Genomic DNA, 25,966 nt, shown 5'->3' on the forward strand with positions numbered 1-25,966 from the left:
GCCGGATGAGATGAAAGTCTCACGTCCGGTTCTGAAGGAGAGGTAGAGGTGGCAACGCCTCTATCGACTCTAACGGTCTTATTACCCTACTGGAACAAATTTACACAGGCGACATCGGAATGGTTGTCGTTGCCTCAAAAGATAGATTATGTCGGTTCGGATTCGATCTTATCTCATGGTTTGCGGAGCGGGGCGGGTGTAAGATTTTGGTTCTCAACAATAGTTCACTTAGTCCAGAACGCGAGATGGTTGAAGATGTGCGACATGAAGTCGTGCGATTAGTGGAATCTGTTCCACAAGAACTGAGGAGCCTTCTCTTCCAGGAAATTCTTTCTTCCTGTTCCCATGTAAAAGGGTCATAGAGACCCCGCCAGTGTTCAAAGTAAGTAATGAAATGGGCATTAAGCAAGGCACAGAAGCTTAATATACTCTTAGCCTAAAAGGGTAAATCAAGCAAGGGAAAGTCTCATGAGGGTTAACGAAAGTGAATCTTCCCAAGTTCCGTTATCCATTAAGATGTGAAATCAGGCTGACACACATCAACCAAAAGGTACGTAGAGCGGTAGTTAGATGTCTTCAATAACTACGAAAGAACTAAGCCTCTACCGGAATATAGAAGGAACCCAAATGAGACGAATGTTCAACGCACGAAACATGGTAAGCCCTATGGGTTCTCATCCTTATGAGTAAACCAACCGCAAGGAAGGTGAAAACCTAGAGGGTAAAGGAGGTTGGAGAAAGCGAACGCTCTTGTGTAATCCAAGAGATAAGGGTTCAAAATTTGCCCCGAATCGAAAGATTGCAGACTTCCAACTGGTCTTAAACGATAAAACACTGTAAAGAATCCAAACCAAGATGGAAGATAGAACCAGCAATGGTATCGGAATCACGGAACTCAATTCAGAATGGGCAAACATTAACTGGAAGTCCATTAAGAAGAATGTTAGGAAACTAAGACAGCGAATTTATCGGGCAACCCAGAACAAAGAGTGGAATAAGGTTAGAAACCTTATGAAACTTATGCTACGGAGTTATTCTAACCTGCAATTGTCTGTAAGACGAGTTACTCAAGAGAATCGGGGGAAGGGAACGCCAGGTATTGATGACCAGACAATTCTTGACCCAGCACAAAGAGTACAACTAATCCAAGAAATGGGAAGTTATACTCCTTGGAAGGCAATGCCAACCAAAAGAGTTTACATACCTAAATCCGACGGCAAGAAAAGACCTTTGGGCATTCCGACCATCAAAGACCGAGTATTGCAGGCAATAGTTAAAAACTCTTACGAACCGCATTTTGAATCTAAGTTTGAAGCTAATTCGTATGGCTTTAGACCAGGTAGAAGTACCAATGACGCAATAGAGCAATGTTTCAGTCGTCTACAAAAAGGTAAAGACACATGGGTTCTTGATGCTGATATCAAAGGAGCTTTTGACAACATTAACCACGACTTCATCCTCGACGCAATCAAAGAGCTTCCAGGAAAAGAGCTAATTAAACAATGGTTAAAGGCAGGTTACGTTGAAGCTGAGGTATTCAACCCTACAACTAGCGGAACCCCCCAAGGTGGCATAATAAGCCCCCTACTGGCGAACATTGCACTAGACGGATTGGATAAGCTTCTTACGAAGTACACAAAAATATCCACCCAAATCCGAAAAAGTGGTAAGAGACAGGGGCAGCAAGAGAACGTAAAATCACCAAAATACGGATTTATCCGATATGCTGATGATTTTCTAATCACCGCTAGAACCGAGGAAGATATTAAAGCAGTAGTGCCTATAGTCGAGGACTGGTTGAAAGAAAGAGGACTGACTTTAAACCAAGACAAAACCACTATCGCCGAGATAGGTACAGGAATTAACTTTCTTGGGTTTAATCTACGACAGTATAAAGGAAAACTATTAACCAAACCTCAAAAGGAAAAAGTTTTAGCATTCCTTCAAGAACTGCGTGACTGGTTGAGAGTAAATAAAAGCCTTCCACAAGATGTCGTAATAACACATCTCAATCAACAGCTAATCGGATGGGCTAACTACTACAGAGCGGGGGTGAGTAAAGAAACATTCTCTTACGTTGACCACATGGTTCACAAAATGCTGTGGGCATGGGCAATCAGGAGACACCTGAAAAAGGGTAAAGAGTGGGTGAAGAATAAATACTTCCGCGAATTAAAAGGGAAGGAATGGAACTTCACAACAGAGGTGCCAGACAGACATGGAAAACCCAAAATAGTATCTGTAAGAAAAATTTCTCAGATACCAATTATACGCCATATCAAAGTCAAAGACACCTCATCACCCGATGACCCCACCCTAGCCAAATACTGGGAACAACGGCGAACCTCCACCGGAAAAATTCGATGGGATAAAAAGTCCAAATACTTTAAAGTCGCTGAAAACCAGAAATGGAAATGCCCAGTATGTGGCGAAAATCTGTTCAACGGAGAAGAACTACATCTTCATCACATAACGAAAGTTAAAGATGGAGGTACAGAAGATGAGGTCAATCTCGTCCATGTACACAAAGCCTGTCATATACACATACACACAGGTAAGCAATCTGGAAAGCCATAGGCTTGAGCCGTATGATGCGTAAGTATCAAGTACGGTTCTTAGGGGAGGGGGATATGGTGACATATGCCTCCTTACCCGACATACTCGCCATTATCCACGGCGACCGTTGCCGATTGTACGGACTCAGAAAGTATAAAAAGCAAATCATTGAAGACTCTGACGTACCGAGTTTACCCAAAGGGGGAGACGAAAAAAGTCTGGATGCTGAGAATTCACGCCAATCGAAAAGTGTATAACAATGCAATTGCTTATCTGAATCAAAACCAAGGAAAGTTTACCTACTATACTGTGGACAAAAAGACCAATCAACCAGTCTTAAAAACTTCAGGCAAGCAAGCATTTCGTAGCTTTTGTAAAACTTTGGGTTATGAAATAATTCCTGAGTGGTGCAAAGATTTAGGAATAGCTCACAGTTTGGACAACGCCCTTTTCGAGGCTTATACAGCTTGGAAGAAAACCGACAAACAGTCCGCTCAATCAGGTAAAGGAAAAGAGGCAAAACCTAATCCTTTGGTCGGACTGAAGTTAGCTCGATTTAGGTCAATCCGATCCCAAAAGCAGACTATTCAGTTCGACCCGGGCGACTATAAAAATGGTCATCTGATGGCTAATGCTAGTAAGAACCTGGAAAAGCCCCTCTGGACTGGACAAGATTATTGCTTGATTAACTACGACAAAGCCGTAGAAGTCACTTATAACAAGGGGCGCTGGTTCGTAAATATGCCCGTAGAGATGGACATCCCGGAGCCTAAAAACGGTGGAAAAACCATCGCGCTCGACCCCGGACTGCGCTGTTTTCTAACTGGATTTGATGGCAATTCTTTTACTGAATTTGGGAAGTACGATTTTGGGAAAATTGCTAGATTGTGCCAGCATTTAGATAAAATGCAGTCAAAACTTGGACGCTCGAAAGGCGGTAACTTTTCCCGATTGCGCTATCGCCTGAGACAAGCAATGGAAAAAATCAGAACTAAAATCAAAAATCTGCGGTCTGAAATCCACAAGCAAGTAGCAAGTTACTTAGCGCGGAATTACGATGTTATTTATTTGCCTACTTTTGAAACATCTCAAATGGTGGCAAGAGGTAGCCGCAAACTTAATTCCAAGTCGGCGAGAGCGATGATGACTTGGGCATTTTATCAGTTCTCGCAAACTTTAGGACATCTCTGTAACCGTTACGGTTCGAGATTGGTTAGAGTGACAGAAGAATATACTTCTAAGACTTGTACAAAATGCGGTCATATTCATAGAAAGTTAGGTGGCTCTAAAACTTTTAGATGTCCTAATTGCGGTTATGAAATACCCCGCGATTTCAATGGCGCTTTGGGGATTTTCCTCAAAGCTTTGTGGGATACCACCATGCTCTCAGACGTGTCTGATGAGTGTGCTATATTCAGATTTTCGCCGATTGTCGGAGATTGTCTGGATTAAAAGTATCAGACCGGACTGAGTGCCTCTGCCATCGCCCAGTTCAAATTCAACTCGCTGGCATCGATGTACCCAGAATTGCGAGGGATAGCAGAGACTGCAAAGCAACTTATTGGTGTAACTTCTCCTCTGACAGAAGTTGGGATGACAGTAACCGAACTAGCAGCGGTACTCGCAGACAGCTTAGAGTTCAAAATCAAGCCAGATGTTGTCAACAAAGCTCTAGTGGTATTGATTAAAGATGCCAAATCCTTTAAAGATTGCCAGAATTGGATTGACCGACAACTGGCGCATTTAGCAATAGAACGAGTGTTTGGGAATCAATAAATGCAGAAGTTCCTCAACGCCCTACCCTTGTTAGCCATCGCAGCTTTGATTTGGTTCCACTTCCAGCGACCCAACAACGACCAACCAAAATTAGCCAAGCGCCCCAGTCAAACCGAATCCCTACGCTGTCAAGTGGTTTCCAATTCCATCTACGACGGCGATACCTTTCGAGTTCAATGCGATGGTCGCGAACAAAAGATTCGACTGTGCGGCATCGATGCACCAGAAACAAAACAACCGCTGGGCATCGAATCTAGGGATTACCTGCGTTCCATGATTGCCAAAGCCTTCAACAAAGTTATCGTTATCGAAATGGATCGGGACAAGTACGGTCGCACTGTGGCTGAAGTGCTCTTAGATAAACCGGATGGGGAACAATCGGTGCAAGAGGAAATGCTCAAAGCAGGATTCGCTTACCACTACAAGCAATTCAGCGGTAACTGCCACAACCGCGACGTATTCGATACCGCAGAGGATATCGGGCGATCGCAAAAGCTGGGAGTGTGGCGGCTTCCTGGTGGTGGCGAAAGACCGTGGGATTACCGCAAGCAAAATAAGAGCTGATGTACGCCAACAGTGGGTATACACCAAGCCTGTCGGGAGCGAGCGAACAGGGCAGGAAGTGTGGCGGCTTTCCAATGGTAATAAACGGCTGTGAAATTATCCTCAACCAAAGCATTAAATAGGGTTGCGGAATTGTTGTTTTGCCCAATCCAACAATTCGTCATAGCTAGAATAAGCGCACAGTATCCGCGATGTATCGCCTTTTTTCCTTACCGCAATCACTTTGCCTCTTCTATCTTCATAACCGGGCTTCCCGGTCATTTCTTCTAACTCTAGCTCGAAGAAGGCAAGCGCTTGAATAAATTGGGAAATCTTATTGTTTTTCATTAGTTAAGGATTTTTTAATTTAATTGGTTCACCATTACACTGGATACATTTTAACTTCTCCGTCCTATCCTTACACACATTAGAAAAACCAAATCTGTTGAGCTTTTGGAACAGGGAAATCGCTGGCTTTGATCCTCCTTGAAGGGATGCTAAAAGCTACGAGCTGGAGCCTAAAACTAAGCGGGGATTGTGGCAGTTGCCGGGAGCCAGCGTCAAGTGTACAGTGCCTAATTAAATGACATCGAGACAATTTTGTGTCGCTGAGCAAAACCTTCCCTCTTACAGGATTACAGAGAAAGTTTGCTGAGCGTTCTAGCATTTGACTATCAGCATTGGCAAGCTAGATTGAGCCAAAAAAGCAAGCCAGATTTAGCTTTGCCTCTTTAACGGCACTAATATGTCTCCACGTCAAATAAAAAGTCACTGTACACTTATATAGAAAATCTGAGATGATGATTAAATAGTCAGAAATGAAGGTGAAGATAAATCTAGTAATATTGTAAAAAGTTTTTAAAAAGCCATTATTTATTAAGCTTGATAGCATATTTTGTTAAAAAGTTTTTTATCGACCTTTTATAGTAAAATAATATCAAGATATTATTTTACAGTTTTCCAATAATGATGGATATAATTCGCTCCCAAAGTTACGCTATTACTGTCCTAGACCTATTCTGTGGTGCAGGTGGAATGAGTTTAGGTTTTCAGAATGCAGGCTGCCAAATTCTGGGAGGAATTGACAATAATCCAAATGCTATCAGAACACACCACAGAAATTTTCCGAACTGTAGATTGAAGCTAAATGCTCAAGATATCAGAACCATTGATATGCTGGAATTTCCAATTCAACCTGGTGAAGTTGATATTTTAATTGGAGGACCACCATGCCAAGGATTTTCAGTTGTTGGCATTGGGAAGATGAAGTCTTTAGAAAGAGCAAGAGGAAACAATCCTGAATTGAAAGTACGAAATGACCCAAGAAATTTCCTATATAAAGTATTTGTTGATTTATTAAATTATTACCAACCTCTTTTTTTTGTGATTGAAAATGTTAATACATTAAAAAATAATAAAATTTTTCCTGTAATTATTAATTCTTTGAAAAACGGGTTAACTGTTCACGAACGTAATTATCCAGGTTATGATATTTTTGAACCAAAGGTATTAACTGCTTCTGATTATGGTGTTCCTCAAGTCAGGAAGCGTTTGTTCATTGTTGGTAAGCGCAGAGATGTCAACCTGAGTTTTGAGTTCCCTAAAAAGAATATAGTCTATCCCGTCTCAGTAGGAGATGCTATTGGAGACTTACCTGAACTTCAAGCTATATCTATGGCTTTGATAAGTAGAATTAGTGGACCAAAGCAGGTGGATATTGAAACACCATATAATTTTGAACCTCAATCAGAATATCAGGAAAAAATGAGAAGTAAAAAACAACCAGGAGAAGGTGTTATGAATCATATATGTCGTGCTCATAACGAAAAAGATTTAGATATATTTGCAATGTTACCTCAAGGGGGTAAATATAAGGACTTACCTGAATCTGTTAGACGCTATCGCTCTGATATTTTCGATGATAAATATAAACGGTTGAAATGGAATGAACCTTCATGGACATTAACAGCACATATGCGAAAAGATTGTTTAGCCTATATTCATCCAACTCAAACTAGAAGCATTTCTGTAAGAGAGGCTGCTAGATTGCAAAGCTTCCCTGATGACTTTGTATTTGATGCACCTATGACTAGAATGTTTGAATTAGTTGGTAATTCTGTACCCCCGCTTTTAGCTGAGGCGATAGCCAGACCTATTGTTGAACAGATAAAGGCTTATAAAGCAGGTCATTAGTTTAGTTAATCTTGGTATTTATTTGTGAAACAACGGTTAATAATTCCATGAAATTTGATTCCCCGCTTCAAGCAATCCTCGAATTCTTCAAGAATTTCATCAGCCCCAACGGTAATTGAATATGCACACAATAGAATTTCACGTTCAGCTTCTCTGAGCATATCTTTTAATGCTGATTGAACTGAGCGTACCCCTGTACCCATCCAAGCCAGACCTGTAACTACAGTTTCATTGGTCATGGTAAGTTTTCTAGTAGCAACTGTCTATCAAGTAAAGTATTTCTGTGTTCACAAGAAGTTTCAGAAATAAACTGGCAAGCATAACAAGCAGAGCCATTAACTCTATCTTCTCCAAATTCTTCTTCAATACAAATTGGGTCATTAGAGCAAGCATCAACATTGCGTAGGGCCGACTTAAGAATACGTTCAAAGTGAGGCACTAAACCAATTAGTCCTCCCAATGTACCATCCCCTCCAGATTGGGCTGTATAAAGTAGTAAACCACCAACGGTCTTATTATTTTCCGTGTAGGTGTACACTCGTTCCCTAATAGCTGCTGACGAATAACCAGAATCCACTGATAGTGCTGTAATTAAACGATGACTTAGTGTATGCCACCAGACAAAAACAGGGTGTAAATAACTCGTTTGAGATCCCGGCATAGCCTTAATTTTTCGGTAGCCATCAGTCGAGTTATAAGCTGACAACCAACGACTATAAGCCGACCCTTTTAAAGGAAAATGTTCGGAAATGCCTTTTGGTTCTTCTGTAGATATCAAATCTAAAAAAATACCTTCACCAAATAACTCAACCCCTGGATGCCAAGCGATACTTTCATCAGGTGGTTTATACTCAACAGGGACAACTTTAGGCTGTGGATCATCCTTATCTGTACTAATCGGTCGTGTATAACCAACCTGTACCATGACCACCCGCAAGCGACTAAGGGGTGTAATCCGTAAAATTCGGCCTGAATCTAGCGTGAATGTACCCACATTTTCGTGGTAAACTTCAAACTGATTTGGACCACCTGGTTTATCTGAACGATGCGGTGGAGCGCCATAACAAGCAGCGTTACTTAAACTTTTAAACTCTTCTTGTTTCAGGTTTTCTTCAGTTCCGTTGTGTTGTCTTGTTTGTTCATTAAGAACATCATTGACAGCATCAAGGATTTCTCGTTCACTGTATCGCTTAATAGTTTCAGCAGATGTTGGGTCTAAAAGTCGTCTTGCCACCAAAGTATCCAACATCTGGACAATTTGAGATTTGGATTCTATGTTGATAGGCAAAGCAGCAAGGATGGCACGACCTTGTAGCAACCGATGTAGAGCGGTATCCAGTGGTGGAATTGTTAGGGCAGTGCGGAGTTCAGATACCCTTAAATTAGCAGCACCACGCTGAATAATTTTGGCTCGTTTCTCACATCCTACTGGATCTTCTCTTCGTTCTGGAAATCTACCACTACATTGAAACTCTCTAGAGTAAGCTTTGCCAAAATTTTCTGATCCGCTACAATTGGGACAGATAATCTGAATATTTCTGATTGCACCTCCACCCCCTTCCCATTTGTAAAAGTCTGCTCCCTGACATTCGCGTTTATGTTTTATCAGTGAGCGCCACGGGACTTCATTGAGATGTCCATGAGAACAAGCTAGAACAAATCTGACTGCTTCCTCACGAGATTTATCCCAAGCCTTATAGGAATCTTGTAGTTGTCCACAACTGGGACAACCAATTGTTTCACGTACTTTCTGTTGATAGAGAATCCCATGTTTTGTACATAAAGACCAAGTGGGAAAATGGTAAGTTTGGTAAACTGGAATGCTCTCAGGTTTTCCTAACTCAGCATTGGAAGGAATATAAAAAATTTTATTGCTATTGAGTAAGGTTTGGGATAGCCTCAAGTCTGTGATTTCATAATCTTCCGGTCTGCGCCCGTTATCAAATAATTTGGATTGGCTGGGTGCTGCAATCACCACCGGACCATCTGGTGTTTCTAGAATACTACCTGGTCCAAAGGTAGTGATGTATTGTGAAGGACGCAAAGATTGACCTTTACTTGCCATAATTTAACTTTTTCCTTGATTGGCTTGATTTTGCTGATTTATTGAAATAGAGCCAAAGCGCGTCATAGACTCAACTTCACGCAAAGACTGGGGAGAGTTGCGAAAGACAAATGCAAAACCTTGTTGTTGATGTTGCTCATCTCCTAATACAACAGACTTTGTAGGAGGTTTGTTAATTGCGTACTCTACATAAACTAAATTATTTTCTTGTTGTGCAGTAGTTTCCCATCGGTCAAATCCTCCTTGCGCCTCCCGATTAACTTGGTCTTCTGGTGGTCTTCTGGTTTCTAGCTGAATTTGCGATCGCCTTTTAATAACTTCGGTGATACATCCCAACTCAGTTGAGTTACGAGCATTTCCAATGTGGCAAGCATCAGCCGCCCATTGAGATACAACGTTTACTCCCTGAATTGTTCTAGCTTGTCGCAGTAATGCCACTGCTACTGGCCCCATCCCCCGTTCTCTAGCTCTAGAGGCAAAGGGAGTCACCGTAATCGGCTCCACATAACGGTAAATCGCCCTATGGTAGCCAGTGAAAAATTCGTAATGATCTAAGTCTCTGGGACGACTGGCTCTGAAGAAAGTAATCACCAGCCCTCCAGTTGAACGACCTACACGACCTGTAGCTTGGATATAAGATGAAGTAGTTTTTGGCTGACCATTAACCACCATTAAACCCAAGCGGTCAATGTCAACACCTGTCCCAAACATGGATGTACTCAAAACAGCATCTCTGGCATCTGGTAGTGGCAGTGACAGGCTGCTAAGTAAACCAGGTAATTCAGTAGAATCCATGCGACTGGAAAGTTCAATCGCTTCTTCTAGTTCTCGTCCGGTCACTTCCATAATGTCTGCGTTGTGCCGCAGTCGTTCAGGAATGTCTTGACGATAAAGTGTGACAGCACCTGCCAATTCCCGAATTGCATTAAAGTAGCCTACCAACGTCCAAAATGGGTCGCAGTCACTATCGCTATATCCTGCCTGTTTCAGATGCCAAATGCTTTGAAACATTGATGAATAGATGCGAACAATAGGAGTTTGAGTGCCCTTTCCTGGAGCACAAACAGCTACATAAAGGCGACCACTAGGATGCTTGCCATTAGCATCTATCTCTAATGGATGAACATTTTTTGGTGTTCGAGCAAAAAAACTGTTGTCCGCTGATAAAGCAGGAGGCGGGAATTGAAAAACAGAGCGGTTAAACAAACATTGTACTTGCGATTGAGACTGTCGCACTGTTGCTGTGGAAGCAATGTATTTAGGGCTGACAATTTGACCCTGATACATTCGTTCACATAGGGTATCTACTGCTGTTTCATAAAGCCCAACCATGCTACCAAGTGGACCTTCTATTAAATGAAGTTCATCTTGCAGAATCAGATCAGGTGGCAGGAGTGGATTGACAGCTTTATTATGGCTTTTAGGCTCGCTAGAGCCTGCATTATCACGATAAAAACCAGACCTACTATTGTAATGATTGATGTTTCCAAAGAGCGCACTTGCTCTTGGCTCAAAAGCTAAACGGGCAAACTTATCAACTGTAGCTACTAACAGTGACGGAATACGGGAATAAACTTGATCATCAACTGTATAGGCTGAAATTGGAATTCTTGAAGAGAAGTTTGTGTAGGCTTTAAAGGCTTCAAGAGGTTTTTCCCAGACAAACTTATCAGCAGCAATAGTTTGTTTATCACATTTTTTATTAAATTCAAGAGGAACTTTTTCATTCCAGATTTTTTGGTTGTTAAGGTCACAATTTGGATTGGCGCAATAAATTTCAAAGTTTTCTATATTTTCTGAACCCTTGCGAGTTCCTATATGACTTCTCTTGAAATATCCAGGTCGGCTGATTCTAAAAGGGACTAAATTTAAAGAGTTTAACTGGGGCTGAATTTTATCTCTCCACCATCCCTCCAGCTTCCCTACTGAAAGTTTTGATCCTTTTTTGATGTTCAGACTTAGGGAAAGGGTTATATAGTTATTAGAATTGACGATAGGAACAAAAGAAAAAATTGGTTCGGATTCAAGTTCTTCCCATTTTTCTGTGGGATGAGAAATTGATGGTTTAGCAACTACTCCCTGCATAACTAGATGAATTGTGTGTGTCTTTCCTCCTAGTAATCCGTCTCTTGGTATGGCTAGGATTGACCCACAACAAGGGCAGTTAAGAATCTGAGATGGGTCGCCTTCTACTCCTGTTTTGCCTTCCAATGCTGAAATAGCACCTAACAAAGGATTACTGTTGGGAATGTATATATCTTTCAACCGATTAGGGGTTACGCTACCACCAACCCACAGTCCCACAGAAAAGCGCGTCGTTCCCCAAATATGATGGTCGTTGCGCTGACAATCCTTCGGTCGCCACCCCACTGGAGAACCCATTCCTAAGTTTTCAACTCGCAGCACTTCGGAGGCAACAATTAAGCCTAAAGCGCGACGAAATTGTTGAATTGTTAACAGTCTCAGGGTATACCTAGAAATTACACTAACACCCTGTCCAGTTGGATCTTTAGAAGAATCTTTACCAGAGCGTAATCTTCTCAATCCTAGTGTGAAAGCAGCTAATCCCAAATATGCCTCCGTTTTTCCCCCACCTGTAGGGAAAGCTAGTAAGTCGCAAGTCTGGCGATCTGGATGTAAAGGATTAGCGATCGCCGGGATATTCATGAGAATAAATGCTAACTGGAAAGGTCTCCAGGTAAAATCATGTCCTGGTCTTCTCCAAGATGCCTGAAGATTAATCGCTTTATTTGCAAAACAAAAAGCCAATCTTACTTCTTCATTTTGACTAATTAACTCAATGGATTCTTGTATTCGCTGCTGAGTTATGCGACAGTTTTCCAGATGTCGATTAGCGGCTCGATAATATTTAGGATCTAATTGACTGACTGTAGTTTGTTGTTGATTAATCCAAGTTGTATAACCATCAACAAGAGGCTGTAGTGCTTGACGTATTGCTGTTGGATTCCAAGCTTGTGCTAAGGTAGCGGTATTCAGGTCTGGAGTTTGTTCTATTTCAGATTCCCAATCAATTGCAGGTGATTGAACTGGGTAGCAAGGCACATATTCTGTTCTACAATCTGGTAGACTAAACTTCTGTAGTTGCTGTTCTCCATACTTAGACTGGACTAAAAAACCATCAATCCATTTTAATAAATTTTCTCCTTGACATGGCCGCTCAGGGTCTATTTCTTTCCAAATTGCTGCACACAAATGACCCCGCGCATACGCAAGATATTCCCGATATATTAATTCCAATGACTCGTCTTCTTCCTGAAGACTTCCTATTTCTGGAGTCTCACGAGAAGGCTGGAAACTATCAAAAGGCAACAGCTTGGTATTTTCTCCAGTCACAACCCGAATTTGAGGTTGAAAAATCATGTCGTCAGTCTCAAACCGTCTCTTTCCTGACTCACTCAGTGGATCAATCAGAGAAGTTTCATTGACTAAGTAAATTGAGACTTTGTAGGTGTTATCAGAACGAAGAACACTGCGAATTGTGATTTTAACTTGGTCAGTTTCGGAGATGGTTAAGTTGTTTGTGACGGAAATCGGTTCAGGGGTGATATAAACATTGGGAATTCGCTTAAAAACCTGATTTCCTTGGGGATTTCTCTCAGAACGATACCGCGCCCAAGTTGCACAAATTTCTATTGTTGGTTCAATCTCTTTTGTAGCACTAACAATAAAAGAAATGCCTAAAGAACGAGGTTGTGATTTTGGGTCTAAGACGGGTGCAGCAGCGGCTACAGGACTATCTTGATCTGATTCATCCTCGCCATAGTCGTCCATTCCAGTCCCTAATATTTCTGCTTCCCCCTCAATCTCTTTGGCATCTTCATCGCTGGCATCTCTGGGAATAAGGACACCAGTTATAAATTCATTGCGTGGATCTTGTTGACTAGGCAGTACCTCAAAGCAAGACTCTCTAGGTCCGAGAACTTCCTGTCTGAGATTAATTAGCAATTCTGTTCTGACTGACATAATTCACCTTACCATATAAAATACACAACAACTTAACAATCAATGGCTATCATTTTGGGAAGAGGCATTCAATAATGCTTGAAGATAAATTATGTGCTTTTTACTAAACCGAATATTTACATCTTCTCCACAAAGTTGGATATGCAATACAGGATTTGATTTCTCAACTTCTTCCTCTATCTGCTCTAAAATATCCTCTGCTCCTATTGAACCTTGTTTAAATTTGGCACAGCAATTAGCACATAAACATAGTACATTGCCCCGATCATCAATCCACCTAGCACGAGTTTGGGAAACTAAGTATAATCCTTCAAAATAAGGTTGACTATTGCGTTTTGGAAAAGTATAGTCGCAAATTTGACATTTCCCCTTATACTCCTCCTTTAAAAAGATTCGCACTTCATTATTCTTAGACTCCCACTTTTTTGTTGGAACTTTCTTGAAGCGTTCCTGAACTGGTGGTTCGTTCTCTTGATTACTAATAATATTCGCTTCTGCTCCTTTAAGATATCGCTCTGGATTACTGGGGTTAGCAGCTAGTAACTCATTATCTCTGTCTAATTCAATAGAGCCTAATTGTGTAAATGTTTGTATAAGTTCCTTCCTGAAATTAATCGAATCTACAGATTGTGTATTTCCTTCATTTTCTGAATCTTCTTCATATTTAGAGCTAAATATTAGTCCCTTCATCCTAAGTTTTTCAATAGGTTCTATATTCCTTAATACAAAATCTATATATTCTTGCGTTACCTTCTTACTTCCTAATACTTGTTTGTATTCTTCATTCAACTTTTTTGTTAGGTCTTCGCTAGATTTAAGCTTCATACCAAGGCGATTTGCTAGATTTTGTTTCAGGATAAAATCTTCAGTTAAAGCGTCAACAGGTAAATCACATGGCTTATAAAAGTTACCGTTTTTATCTGGAAGCCAAGCTGTGTTACGAGCAAGATTACCAATTATTGATACCTTTTTTATGGGAAGCTGAGGATTTTTGAAGTCTTTATTACTAGCTACTTGAATTTCCCCATATATGTGTTGAACATTATGCAACAATAACTCATTCCAAATATAAATTGCTTTTCCGTAAGTTGGATTTTCTAAAGCATATTTCAATCCATCGATTTCACATTTAGGATCGAAACCATTAAGACCTCGTTGGTGATCACCTCTAGAACTAGAAATAATTATGCTTCCCGCAGCATCAGGTTTTTTGCAAAATACCTTTACTTTTTTACTTACTCCTATAATTTCCAAATAGTAATGGTCTTGCTCATTACAAGTATCATTTAAAAACCAAGCACTGGGATTTCCTTTAAAATAAAGTTCCAAATCTGAAGACCAGAAGTATATGTCCCTTGGATGCTTATATGCCTGACGACCTTCTCCTGCGTTGATAGCACGCAGGAATGGGGTTTCCTTAAGTTTGGTAACTAACTGTTCTTTTTTGGTGACTATATCCGTTTTACTTTTATTACCTGATTCAAAAACAGATTTTAACGCTAGAAGTATCTTATCAATATCACGCTCATGTTCACCTTTCTCTATTTGATGCACGTTGCTTTTCTGATATTTGGGAATAATTTTCTCCATTACTTCTGCTACAATATCAGGTTGAGAAAGTCCAAGTTGTATGAGAAACCTGAGAGAATTTCTTCCCACTAACTTGTTTTCTAAGATTTCTCTTTTAACAATAAAAAAATCTGTTTCATCGCCTGATGATAGTGAAAGGTAAGCATTTGGTAATCCATCATTGCGAAATGGTTCTACATGAGTAGCATCTTGCAATCGGATAAATGGTTTGTTCCGTAGAATTCCATCACCTGCTCTCCAAAGTGCTTCTTGTTTATAAAGAAAAGCATAGAAACGAGCAACCCAGCCATCAGATTGCTGTTCTATAAAAAGCTTATTAAATTTACGAGCAAAATCCTCTGGTTCTATTTCTTGAACATCCAGTTCTTCTGTAATATATTTGTGAATATCGGGAGTTCGTCCTTGAGTAATTTCATCAGAAAGCCATGTGCAAGTGCTACCATAAAGCTGTTGTAATTGAGTTTCTGAAAGTAGTTGGCGGAAATCTTTACTGCGGGCTAACTTTGCTTGTCCGGCTGGAACATATTGATCGTCAAGGATAGTAGGAAGAAGAGCTTTTTCTCTGAAAGCCTGACGTACCTCTTCAAACACTAGACTAAAAATAGGATTCTTCTCAAAATCGGATTTACGTATTGGGAGTACATTCAAGCTATTGACTGTTAATAACCCCATATCACGAATTAGTGGAAGCACTTCTGCTACTAATGCAGCAGTATGCTCAATTAGTGATTGATTAAAAATATCGTCTCGTCTAATATTGTCGCGGGCTGGTGTGGTGTGATATGGACCTTGTACAAGAAATTGGAGATTGGTTTCTATTTCTGTTGGTAGAAAAACGACTAAGGGTGAACTACCTACAGAAATTATCTGTTCTTTACCTGTCTGCTTATCTTTGCTCAAAAGAAATGCTATTTCAACTTTAAGGTTTGAGTGACCTTCAACTGGTTTATCAAAGACAAGCCATTCTTTCCGACCTTTACCGATAACTATAACTTTCTTACAGTTAGAATCAATACGCTGCATTTCTCGTCGATAAGTTATTGTTGAACCGCCTTCCACATTATTCCATGAAATTTCTTCAATGTGGCACAGGAATAGTAATATGGAAGGTTTAAGTGAATCAAGTTTATTAAGAATTCGGTCAAATGTATTTTTTTGTAACTCGGATTTATGATTGAACGGAAAAATAAAAACTGTTTCTCCTGGTAAAAGTTCCCGAGGATTGATTGAACAAGGATAGATGTACTCCTCTATTTTAAAATGTTCGCTACCTGAATAAATTTCTGGAGACGAAGTAAAAGCATAAACTGATTGGAAACCAATACCAAACTTACCAATTTGTTTCTCATCATCCTGCTTAGTTCCTTCAAGTATATTGCAAATACCACGAACATCAGCTTCATCGAAGGGCTTTCCAAAGTGGCTTACCTCTAAATGGTCAGAGTAAAGCCGAAACGTAATACTTTTAGGAAACTTAGAATTTTGATCATTTTGATTTTGGCGCGAAAGTGCATCTTCAGTATTTTGCAATAGCTCATAAATAAAGTGAGTTTGGTCGTTGTAGAGTTTTTTAGCTAAAAATTCTCCAATTTTTTTGAAATTTGTCCCATAGCCAATGACATTGTGCTGTTTAATTTCGGTATAGTTACTAGGCATATTATTTATCCTTTATTATTAAAATTCCTACCGCAACCCGCTGAGTTATAATGTCTGCTTCACGGCGATTTTCTAGATCAGAACGCTTGCTTTCGTAATCTCGTTGAATACGCGATCGCTCCGACTCTTTCATCCGGATAATCCGCTCTTCTTTAGCCTGATTTAGTTCATTTTCTAGGCGCTGAATGCGATTTTTGTAATAAGCATCAAGACTAACGATTTTACGATTTAACAGTGTTTTGTTTTTATCTCGTAACTTATCAAGTTCGTCTAAGCGATACTGGTGTACAGTTTCTTCAAGCTGTTGAATAGCAGTATCGACTAATGAATTCGGGAAGTTAATATATTCTGCTGGTTGTATAGCGTGGCTCAACAATCGCACTAGGGCTGCTGAAACTTCAGGTGCAACACACAATTTATCAAGGTTCCAAGCATTTCCTACAAGTCGGACTTCTGGGCGCACAGCTACCGTTTCCCAGAGATCACAAACAAAAAGGTACTGTCCTGGTGGCACGGTATTATCATAAATAGCAACTTGCGTGACGAGTGGCTCATCTATAGTCGCCCAATGAGAAATAGCCACCCGTGCTAGAGGATGAATTGGCGTGATAAATGGAATCTCCCTCTGTTCGAGAGCCATTTTCTGATCAAAGGTAAGTGGCCAATGCGGCTCGTTGCCTTCCAGCCATCGAGTGAAAGCAAGTGTAGAACGATCTGACTGCTTAAGGTTGAGGGAACGCAATTTTTTTAGCAGTTCTCCCCTTCCGTCTTTATTCAGCCGTAGTCGATGCACTCCAGAATGCTTACTATCAGCGGTAATATGTCCTCCCAGCGTCGGCAGTTGCAAGAACATTTCAATCATCTGGCGTAAATCATCAGCAGAAACAAATTTGCCTTCAGCAACTACAGAGTCAATATCCGCAGTAAACCCCTCATCCAGCCCCAAGAATGAACCACCTTCTGCTTCGAGCCGATGCTGTTCTTCTGCTAGGCGGAGTGCATTATCTGCCATTTGTTGTGCTTTCTGTTCAGCTTGTTCGGGACTGAGATTAGGGTCAAGTGCTACACGAGTTAAATCTTGTACAACATCTCCCAGCACTTCCTCTAAATCCCCTATTGTGTCTTGAAAGATGCCCAAGCGTTCAAAGCAACGGAAGAAAATGCGCTCTTCAACAGTACCTGGTGTGACAAAATTAAATATGAGTACCTTATCGCTTTGCTGACCAAAGCGGTCAATTCGTCCAATGCGTTGTTCAATCCGCATAGGATTCCAGGGGATATCGTAATTTACCAAGCGATCGCAAAATTCATAATCTAGCCCTTCGCAACCAACCTCAGAAGATAAGAGGATATCGAGTGCATCTGAGTTGTCGCGGGGTAAGCGGAATCGCTCTCGTAAGTGTTCTCTGTCTGCATCTTCCACCTTTCCAGTAATTAGCTCTACTCTATAACCAGCAGCTTGTAATTGTTTTTGCAGATAAGCTAAGGTATGCAAAAAGAACGAGAAAATTAAGATTTTACCAGAACCATCACCCAGTAGCGTTTCCTCAATAATTTTTAATAACTGCTCTAACTTTGGGTCATCTGCTGGTAAAGCAGCAGCTAGCTTACGGAGGTTCTTAGCTTTCTCCAGTAAATAGGGGAGAAGTTTAGCATCCTCTTCCTCTGTGTCAATGTCGTCACTAATATCAGAAGATGCAAATTTGCCAGTTTGGATGAATCTATTAAGCGTAGGTATAAGGGCTGGTAAGCAACTCGCTGCCTGACGTTCCAAAGTATCTGTGATCAAGCGGATTACTTGTTCTTCATAGTCCAGTGAAAGCATTTCTTGACGGAACTCAATTAACCCTTGATAGAACTCTTCCTGTTCTGGTGTAAACCGCACAGAAATAGTGTGTGGCTCACGAATCGTAAATTTCCCGATGTCCCGTCTACGGGTACGATTCATTACAAGAGCCAGCGAATGCACCTCCTCTAGATCCCGCAGACAGTTAATTCGGTCTGCATCGTTCAAAGTTACACTATCCTGAAACTTTTGACACCAATCAGTAAATCGCGGATCTTGGCTTAGTACCTGCCTACCCCAAGTTGTTGTTGCTGCATTTCGTAGCGCGTCGAGTGTTGCCGTTTGCCAAGCGCCTTGGGGAGAGCGACTGCGAATATGTCGGATGGCTTGATTGAGATGCTGATTGGGTTCCACCATCTCGTTAAACACGGTATGATCAAGAAACAGGTCTGGGCGTAGCAGATTGAGTAATGTGTAGAGGTTGCGATTACCAAGATGTAAGGGAGTAGCAGAGAGAAATACTACCGCTTCGCTGATTTCGCAGAGAAATTCAATTGTCTGATGGGAGCTAGTCCCTGGATTTCTGAGGTGGTGGGCTTCATCAACAATAACCAAGCTAAAGCGCGGGGATGGGTTAAGTGTCATCAATCCAGGGCTAGGGCGACGTCCCTTCATTCCCATGCGGTATTTATCAATTCTGAGAAGTTCCAGATGAACTATAGCGCGTGAATATTGCGGGGGCCAAACACCATCTAAATGAGTCTCCCGCAGACAGTATGAAAGAGTTTCTGAAGTCAGGGGTCGAAAATCTTCATCAAAACGCCGCATTTCCGCACGCCATTTAGAAACTAGGGCTTTGGGACAAACAATTAGAATATTGTCTAAGTGTTGACGGGTTTGGAGTTCTCGCAGAATCAAACCCGCTTCAATAGTTTTCCCAACACCAACCTCATCAGCAATTAGTAACCGGGGCTGGTCAGCACGGAGAAAACGCAGTAAAGGTTTAAATTGGAACGGGATGAACTGGATGCGTGCTGATTGGAGAGCATAGAGATTATCACTTTGTGGATTAGAAAGCCGAGCTGCGGTTAGTCTGGCATGAAAGCTGTCTACATCCAGTCCCCCTCCTGCTTTCAGCGTTTCCAATAATCCAGCAGATCCTGTGGTCGCTTCAGCGTCAACCAGTTGCTCCTCATGGTATTCCAGAATTTGGGTGGCGGAATGGAAAACTCGATAACGCGCTTGTCCCCCAGCAGGAGGAAGAATCTCGATTACGGGACCGGATCTTGATGGGTCAGCACGTAAGCATACAAGTTTTCCCAGATTGAAGAGTGGTTGCATCCTTATGGCAGGGGTGAGGATGTCGAGTGTGCATTCACCTGGTGGTGAATTTTTAGACAACCTTTAATCTCTCACAAAAAACTACAGTTAATTTATAAACTAGAGTATTTGTAACATTTATTCACAAATTTCCCAAATATCACGCTCGCCACACAAGATTTTAACTAAAATCCCTAGCTGTTTTAAAATGGCTAGGGATTTAGAGTTTCCATTCAATTAGTTTCCCCAGCGAGTGGGGAGTTAGGGGTTTTAATCGGATTAAAATGGGTCATTTAGTGAAATAGTATACCGTCACTTTCAGACCACTTCTTTTCGTTAGTCACAATGACAGGTTCTCGAGTTACGGGAAGTTTACCTAAAAGCTGATATTCATCTTCAACCCTTTGTAAAATGATCAACGAGCATCCACCAGTGCCACAAAAAGATTGACCAACTAAATAAACCAAAGTTTCTAAGAGGTCATCTCCATTCAGATCAATCCTGTTGTAATAATAGCTATCGGGTCTAGCTCCTGGAGATGAAGGATAAGAGTGAAAGCCTAGATTGCGGATCGCTTATTCTAGAACCGGGTCTGATGCAGTTTCTGCCGGTATATACTGCACATCTTCGAGGCTAATGCCTCGAATCATTTGAGAATTGCTCTGAGTTGGCTGAACTGCCATCTCAGCATAATCTAGAGGCTTGTCTTTAGTCAGAGAAATGGTTTGCAAAATGAATAGGCTGAAGAAGCATAAACTCATTAATAATGCTAATTTGAGAGCTTGCTTATAAATTAACTTGAATTTTGGCATAGGCTTTTTATAGCGTTAATGTGACGTGAGTTCGATGGAGTCCGAGCGCTACAAACTAGCGACTTTTGGGCTGGCGATCGCCACCCCAAAAGTTGCATTCACGTCACATATAAAACTACGATTTCGCGAAGTCCGCGTGCGAAAATAGAGATCTAACCAGCAAATATTAGACAATTAGGGAGGCGTTCATGGAGCGCAGAGCATCACATTTATGCTGAGGCATTCACTACAAAAAGCTTTACCTGCATAAAAACACTTTCTACCTAGCTCACATCATAGCTCGCCTAAATTTATGCCCACGAGTAAAAACCGAAAAGCCCAGACTGCCATATAGGCTATCCGAGCTTTTCCCTTTATTTTTTCCCTAACGAGTAGAGATGCCAACAAGCAACGTCGCTTTTAGGCGGCGAAAGTTTCTAGCCAATTAGTGTCCCTAACAAGTAAGGACGCTAATAAGGAATGTCCCTTTTTTTAGCCAGGAGAGCTTTCATTAAATTAGTGTCCCCAACAAGGGGGAACCCCTCTAGGATACACAACACAGCACAAGCTGTCTAGAAATTATTTGCAAGACTTAGATGTTTCCCCTCGAACTTAAACTTGTGCTGCTTAAAATATGCCTCAAACTTTTACCATCTCTAGATTTCTCAAATTTAGCTCTAAGTTTTAGCTCGTTAATCAGTAATTTTTTCGATGCTGGGAGAACTCTAACCGTAACGAATACCTTTAATTCTTGGTGTCACCTCGTTCGAGGCGTTTTGGCTGCCTCAACAGCTCAGGTGTCGAGTTGATCTTTTGCCTTGTTTGCCCTGAGCCGATCGTTTACCAAGCGTTTGTTGCTCTGTTCGGTATACGCTGCAAACCCGAGTACCCAGAGCATCCGGTGCAATTCGGCAGGTTTCCAACCCTCATCCTTGGCTAATTCTTGCATTTGCTCTAAAAGCGGAGCAGGCACGGAAAAATCTATGCGTACCATTTTAGGAGCATCAATGTCGGGCATTTTCAATATTTCCACAATTCATATACTGCTTATCCTACAAGGATTTAGGGGCTTCTAAGTCCTTATGGATTCTCCCTCATGCCCAATAGTTTACTCTGAGGGTATACACAGGGACTCAGAAGGGGTACAATGGGGGAATTCATCCAAAACCAAACCCCGCCCCCTCTGACTCGCAATCTTCTGGGGCGGGGTATGGCACTCACTTTCGGGAGATTTCCTCTATGTTCGCAGATTACGGGCAGCCATCGCAAGCCGCCCAGCCAAGCTTTGTAGAAATACCCAACCCCCGCGTCACCACCACCAGGGGACGCATGGAAGTGACCAACGTTCGTCCTGAAACCGTAACTGGTAGTTTGCTAGATGACCAAGATAATTTGATCCAAGAAGACGGACAACCGATTTACATCTGCGTCCGCAAGTCAGAGATTCTGTGTGCCACCGAACAAGCCAACGTAATGAGTTGGTGGCAACTGGGAGAACAAGCGATTACTCCGTACACAACACCCAAAAAATACTCCCTAGAATCTCTAATCAACAGATTGGATGGACTCAACTCGGATGAATTGTACGTTTTGAGGACGTTCGTCTGTTTGGAGAGCGACCCGTTCCAAGCATATTCGGGTAGCGTCAACAGCGACTTATCCCACTTGCAGCTTTGGTTTCCCACAGTGCGAGCTCTTAGTCGCGCCGAACAAAACCAACTAGCAAGTGCGCTGTGTTGGCGAATAGCGAGCGAATCCAACGCATCAATTGCACCCACACCGGGCGATAGGAGGGACGATTAATTCTTGAGTTGATAGAAGATGTCGTCTCAAATTTCTCTTTGATTCCGGTGAATGGGTTGAGTTTTTTTATAGGGCAATCATGCAACCTACAACTAATCACGCCAAGAAAGAAGATCTGGAACATCCCCCACGCGACTAATCCCCTAGAACGAGTAAGAGGCTTGAATTATGATTGCAAACTTTGGCATTGGGTTGCCAACGACACCGAGTTTCACGCCGCAATTGGTTGATTCGCAACCAAGTTTCACGCCGCAATTGGTTTATTCCCCCAATCTGGATTTTGTGCCTAGTCCAGACGATACTTTGCCGTTGTTCATCAGAGGTGCCGACAGTTTGCCAGCTCAATTTGATGGCTGCGAACGGGTAAGGGTGATGGTTTTTGGGTCGAGTTACGGGGTGACATACACGATTCGCTGGCTTTACAGACTACAGTTCGCTCATATCAGCGAGTGGAGTTTTTTGATGCCTGCTCCCAGTGAGGGTGAATTCATGAGCATTATTACCAAGCGAATCCCATTGAGTCCAACTAACTAATTGGTATAAAACTTGGTAACAACTTAGTAACAACTTTGTCGCAATGCTGGCGATAGTTTCAACTGTATCAAAAGCGATCGCCAGTTTCTTCTATCAGACACCAGTGAGGAATGACTATGACCAACGGCAACGGGCTTAACGGTGACACCCCTAACGGCGACACGCCCCAGCCCGATCCAATACAAAAGTTAACAGAATATGTCGAATCTGTGGAAATTTCTCTGGAAATCCAGGAGGATAAAACAGACGTTATTGAAGACCAGGTGGCAAGTCTTACCGAGCAGATAACCGAGTTGAAACAACAAGTGAAAGAGATATATGGAGATGAAGAAGACTGGAAACGAATGTCAAAGACTTGATGGACTTATCGCACGCCGTCAGGAGAAAAACCGATTGCAACGGTCAAAGCTAGAGCGAACCAAGCGCTTGCGAGATGAAGCTGCTTTGAGTAGACCTTTTAGAAAGTCTCCTTTGCTTGACTTCGTTGATGATTTGGTACACCGTCCGCCGAATCAGGAGCAGATGCGCCAGCTTAAGGAATTGCTCTTAGAAGAACAGAAGGCGATCGCTCAACTGATTGCCCTAATTGACCAGCATCTAGAGTAGCTATCTGCCGTTCACGAAACAGCCCAGCGATACCCCTTGCTGGGCGAATTTTGTTTTTTGTGGATGCTGGGAGATTGCGTCCGGGAAGTCTTGATTTCGTTTGACTTGCTGAGTGGAGATTAGCTCCGAATTGGGTGAATGCTGCAAATATTGAAATATCTCAAACAATCTTTTGAGATAGTTAAAAATATGAAATTGTGAAGGTAACAGGTAAGAAATGCCAACCTGGGTACGGCAGGATATTACAAGCAATTTTCATAAAATAGAGCCGAACGAAGAGTAACGGTGAAGCGGGATTAGTTGTTTCCATTCGCAGGCCGTGACGCTTCTTTGATAAAATAATTAGATTGTCGTTTAGTTTTGCAGCGGGCGACTCATCCCCCAATCTGGGGGTTTTTTCTTGCGATTTCACTTGCTTTATGAGCTGGTGTGTGGGTTTTTAAAGGCTACAAATCGAGTTATATTTGGAATGTGCTGTTTTGATATTGGGCTATCAAATATGGAACTAACCAAATACAGTTGGTGGGGTGAATCCAACGAGTCGCCACCGCACCTGAAAACTAAAAAGCAGTTGGGTGAATTGGGTTTATCGCCTCTGAAACCTTCCGGCGTTATCCCAACCCGAAAATACGACGTGTTCCTCTACGATTCGACTAATCCTGAATCCTGCCGACCCAAAAGAAAGCCATCTCCCAAACAATTAGAAACTTTAGCCGCTAATCGTCTCAAAGCCAAAATCAAGCGGGATTATCAAGAGTGGTATCGGGAAGTTGGTTTTATCGAAAGAGATAGGGTGAGTGCTGTTCTTTGGGCAAGGGAGCAATTAAGCCAGAACGATTGGGTGATTCTGGATACTGAAACAACGGGGCTATACGATGCTGAAATTGTAGAGATAGCAATTATCGATCGCACTGAAAAAACCTTGCTTGATACCCTCATCAAACCCTCAATTCCCATCCCCGCAGAAGTAACAAATATTCACGGCATTAGCGATGCAATGGTAGCCGATGCTGCTACCTTCCCTGAAGTCTATCCCCGCATTGTTGAAGTCCTTAAAGATAAACGGATTTTGATATACAATGCCGAATTCGATATTAAAATATTGAATTACTGTTGCTATTTGCACGGCTTGCCAATTCTCAATTTAAAAGAACGCTCCGAATGCTTGATGGAATGGGTAGCACAATGGGCCGGAAACTGGAGTTATTATCACTCATATTATCGGTATGTTCCCCTAAATGGCGGACACCGAGCATTGGGAGATTGCACGGCTGCTCTCAAATTAATGAAGCGGATGGCAGCAGATTCGGATCAAATCAATTGCCCTGTGCCAATTCCCCAAAAGAAGCGATGATATCCCAATCGATCGCATCATCAGGAAACAGGGATAATTGTCCTGGCGATACGTTGGACTGACCGCGATTGTGGTAGGACAGGTGACACGCGGTACACAGAGCAATTAAGTTTTCTGGGCGGTTGTCTTCTGGTATCCGATTGCGGTGGTGTACCGTCAAAGTTAAGGCACAACGTTCAGATTTGGTTAAGCCACTCGGTTTACCGGGTCGGAGTTTACCGGGTCGGAGGCATTGTTGATGGCACTTAGCACAACGCCAGCCCGCCTTTTCTTTCACCGAGAGCGCAATTTGTTGCCAATTGTCGGGATACCTCTTTGGTTTAGGCATAGCGGTAAAAGCTCATCTTTTCAAAATATGGCGATCGCTCTGTTAAGTAAATTTAATTCAAAATTATCAGCAGTCAATGTCAACTTCAACACTGTCTTGATTCTCCCACAGGAATTCTGCCAATAAGCGAAAATCTTCAACGGTGGGCTCATACTCGCAAGCTACTTCCCAAGCCTCGGTTAAAGCTGCCCACTGTTCGGAAGTATTGGGTTTTTGGCGCACCAGAGTGATGAAGTTCGTTGTGATGCGGACTTCTGATGGGTTAATGCCCGATTTTACCAGTTGCAGCTCGAATTGGGTATGGCTGCTGTGGGCGAGGATGTCGGCGTAGTCGGTGTCCAGCAAATTGATTTGTTCGAGCGACCAGTCAGTCATTCTCTGCATTCCATATTTCTTAGTGCCTCGCCATCATTTCACGCTTGTTTGACTTGGAGAGCGATCGCCAAGTCAGAGCACACAAAGTACACAGCAGTAGAAACTCGCTTGACGATCGCACACAGTCCCGGCGACCCCTGGGTTTTTTAGTTTGTGATTCCTGGGATGACGAGCGTTGGTGAGGAAACTTGAAAAGCAGTGGCTACACAACTTCTGTTAAGCTTGCTAGATTGGGGAGTAGTCTAAAAAATCAACCCAATGAATTCACTAACTTTGTTGCACAATTTCCTCACCAACACCACCAACATCTTGAATTTCGTGCTGTCGGTCGAACTGGCGATCGCCTGCGGGATGGCAGTGATATCGGGGTGGCTAACCGATGAAGCAACTGCTGGCAAAATAGCTTTACTAGCCGCGATCGCCGCAATAATGTTTCGTTTATGGCAATCCTGGCCGCATGAGCTTGTCTTGTTAACCGTGCTGCCTCAATGCGCGTTCTGGGTGTTTGTTGGGGGATTGGTCGGCTGCACTTTCAGGTGGGGTGTCGAACGAGCGTTTTTGCGTAGCTGATAATTTAAGGATACCGCTGCGGGGGATTGTCCCCATCCCGGCTGCGGGTGGAAGGATGAGGAGGGGTGATGAGGATGTGTGAAGTGATCGCGATTTGCTTGGTTACTTCCTTTGGAAATGGTCTTAGTGCCACTGT

Annotated in this window: 22 protein-coding genes; 12 read left to right on the plus strand and 10 right to left on the minus strand. The window is 42.2% G+C overall.

The window, feature by feature from the left end; genetic code table 11:
* Nucleotides 1-855 precede the first annotated feature (855 nt).
* From ltrA to QUA36_RS24905, 5 genes are all read left to right on the plus strand, one after another.
* Nucleotides 856-2,577 (plus strand): group II intron reverse transcriptase/maturase, encoded by a 1,722-nt coding sequence (ltrA, locus tag QUA36_RS24885; protein WP_333459433.1) that lies wholly within the window; start codon nucleotides 856-858, stop codon nucleotides 2,575-2,577.
* Nucleotides 2,578-2,630: 53 nt separating this feature from the next.
* Nucleotides 2,631-2,813, plus strand: a complete 183-nt coding sequence (locus QUA36_RS24890) for a hypothetical protein (RefSeq protein WP_333459434.1) — start codon at nucleotides 2,631-2,633, stop codon at nucleotides 2,811-2,813.
* Nucleotides 2,779-4,008, plus strand: coding sequence for a transposase (locus QUA36_RS24895; RefSeq protein WP_333459435.1), 1,230 nt, complete (start codon nucleotides 2,779-2,781; stop codon nucleotides 4,006-4,008). The genes QUA36_RS24890 and QUA36_RS24895 overlap by 35 nt, the downstream gene beginning before the upstream one ends.
* 63 nt (nucleotides 4,009-4,071) lie before the next feature.
* On the plus strand, nucleotides 4,072-4,332 hold the full coding sequence (locus tag QUA36_RS24900) for a hypothetical protein (protein WP_333459436.1): 261 nt from the start codon (nucleotides 4,072-4,074) through the stop codon (nucleotides 4,330-4,332).
* Complete coding sequence (locus tag QUA36_RS24905) at nucleotides 4,333-4,896, plus strand: thermonuclease family protein (protein ID WP_333459437.1); 564 nt, start codon at nucleotides 4,333-4,335, stop codon at nucleotides 4,894-4,896.
* Nucleotides 4,897-5,010: 114 nt separating this feature from the next.
* Here the strand turns inward: QUA36_RS24905 and QUA36_RS24910 are convergent, their stop codons facing one another.
* Nucleotides 5,011-5,223 (minus strand): hypothetical protein, encoded by a 213-nt coding sequence (locus QUA36_RS24910; protein ID WP_333459438.1) that lies wholly within the window; start codon nucleotides 5,221-5,223, stop codon nucleotides 5,011-5,013.
* Nucleotides 5,224-5,841: 618 nt separating this feature from the next.
* Here QUA36_RS24910 and QUA36_RS24915 point away from each other — a divergent pair.
* Nucleotides 5,842-7,068: a DNA cytosine methyltransferase gene (locus QUA36_RS24915; RefSeq protein WP_333459439.1), complete on the plus strand. Its 1,227-nt coding sequence runs from the start codon at nucleotides 5,842-5,844 to the stop codon at nucleotides 7,066-7,068.
* 5 nt (nucleotides 7,069-7,073) lie between these two features.
* Here QUA36_RS24915 and QUA36_RS24920 read toward each other — a convergent pair whose 3' ends face one another.
* From QUA36_RS24920 to QUA36_RS24950, 7 genes are all read right to left on the minus strand, one after another.
* Nucleotides 7,074-7,307 (minus strand): hypothetical protein, encoded by a 234-nt coding sequence (locus tag QUA36_RS24920; RefSeq protein WP_333459440.1) that lies wholly within the window; start codon nucleotides 7,305-7,307, stop codon nucleotides 7,074-7,076.
* Entirely contained in the window at nucleotides 7,304-9,133 is a 1,830-nt protein-coding gene (locus tag QUA36_RS24925) for a DUF1998 domain-containing protein (protein ID WP_333459441.1), read from the minus strand. Before QUA36_RS24925 ends, QUA36_RS24920 begins: the two co-directional genes overlap by 4 nt.
* A gap of 3 nt (nucleotides 9,134-9,136) precedes the next feature.
* The gene (drmA, locus tag QUA36_RS24930; RefSeq protein WP_333459442.1) at nucleotides 9,137-13,099 is read right to left on the minus strand and encodes a DISARM system helicase DrmA; all 3,963 of its coding nucleotides are present in this window, start codon (nucleotides 13,097-13,099) and stop codon (nucleotides 9,137-9,139) included.
* Between the two features lie 57 nt (nucleotides 13,100-13,156).
* Nucleotides 13,157-16,363 (minus strand): sacsin N-terminal ATP-binding-like domain-containing protein, encoded by a 3,207-nt coding sequence (locus tag QUA36_RS24935; protein ID WP_333459443.1) that lies wholly within the window; start codon nucleotides 16,361-16,363, stop codon nucleotides 13,157-13,159.
* Nucleotide 16,364: 1 nt separating this feature from the next.
* On the minus strand, nucleotides 16,365-19,490 hold the full coding sequence (locus QUA36_RS24940) for an SNF2-related protein (RefSeq protein ID WP_333459444.1): 3,126 nt from the start codon (nucleotides 19,488-19,490) through the stop codon (nucleotides 16,365-16,367).
* Between the two features lie 554 nt (nucleotides 19,491-20,044).
* Entirely contained in the window at nucleotides 20,045-20,281 is a 237-nt protein-coding gene (locus QUA36_RS24945) for a hypothetical protein (protein WP_333459445.1), read from the minus strand.
* A 772-nt stretch (nucleotides 20,282-21,053) separates the two neighbouring features.
* On the minus strand, nucleotides 21,054-21,278 hold the full coding sequence (locus QUA36_RS24950) for a hypothetical protein (protein ID WP_333459446.1): 225 nt from the start codon (nucleotides 21,276-21,278) through the stop codon (nucleotides 21,054-21,056).
* A gap of 221 nt (nucleotides 21,279-21,499) precedes the next feature.
* Here QUA36_RS24950 and QUA36_RS24955 point away from each other — a divergent pair, with 221 nt between their 5' ends.
* The 5 genes from QUA36_RS24955 (at nucleotide 21,500) to QUA36_RS24975 (ending at nucleotide 24,557) form a co-directional block, all read left to right on the plus strand.
* Nucleotides 21,500-22,063, plus strand: a complete 564-nt coding sequence (locus QUA36_RS24955) for a hypothetical protein (RefSeq protein ID WP_333459447.1) — start codon at nucleotides 21,500-21,502, stop codon at nucleotides 22,061-22,063.
* Nucleotides 22,064-22,231: 168 nt separating this feature from the next.
* A complete protein-coding gene (locus QUA36_RS24960; RefSeq protein WP_333459448.1) occupies nucleotides 22,232-22,597 on the plus strand; it encodes a hypothetical protein in 366 nt (121 codons plus the stop codon).
* A gap of 116 nt (nucleotides 22,598-22,713) precedes the next feature.
* Nucleotides 22,714-22,956, plus strand: coding sequence for a hypothetical protein (locus QUA36_RS24965; protein ID WP_333054111.1), 243 nt, complete (start codon nucleotides 22,714-22,716; stop codon nucleotides 22,954-22,956).
* 34 nt (nucleotides 22,957-22,990) lie between these two features.
* Nucleotides 22,991-23,203, plus strand: a complete 213-nt coding sequence (locus tag QUA36_RS24970) for a hypothetical protein (protein ID WP_333054112.1) — start codon at nucleotides 22,991-22,993, stop codon at nucleotides 23,201-23,203.
* A gap of 499 nt (nucleotides 23,204-23,702) precedes the next feature.
* Entirely contained in the window at nucleotides 23,703-24,557 is an 855-nt protein-coding gene (locus QUA36_RS24975) for a 3'-5' exonuclease (protein ID WP_333054113.1), read from the plus strand.
* Here QUA36_RS24975 and QUA36_RS24980 read toward each other — a convergent pair.
* A complete protein-coding gene (locus tag QUA36_RS24980; RefSeq protein WP_333054114.1) occupies nucleotides 24,520-24,885 on the minus strand; it encodes an HNH endonuclease in 366 nt (121 codons plus the stop codon). The genes QUA36_RS24975 and QUA36_RS24980 overlap by 38 nt on opposite strands.
* Nucleotides 24,886-24,951: 66 nt before the next feature.
* Nucleotides 24,952-25,260, minus strand: coding sequence for a hypothetical protein (locus QUA36_RS24985; RefSeq protein ID WP_333054115.1), 309 nt, complete (start codon nucleotides 25,258-25,260; stop codon nucleotides 24,952-24,954).
* Between the two features lie 258 nt (nucleotides 25,261-25,518).
* Between QUA36_RS24985 and QUA36_RS24990 the strand changes: the two genes are divergently transcribed.
* Nucleotides 25,519-25,830, plus strand: coding sequence for a hypothetical protein (locus tag QUA36_RS24990; protein WP_333304989.1), 312 nt, complete (start codon nucleotides 25,519-25,521; stop codon nucleotides 25,828-25,830).
* The last annotated feature ends 136 nt before the right edge of the window (nucleotides 25,831-25,966 follow it).

Origin of the sequence: Microcoleus sp. Pol10D4, from assembly GCF_036701555.1 — a bacterium.
Lineage (GTDB): Bacteria > Cyanobacteriota > Cyanobacteriia > Cyanobacteriales > Microcoleaceae > Microcoleus.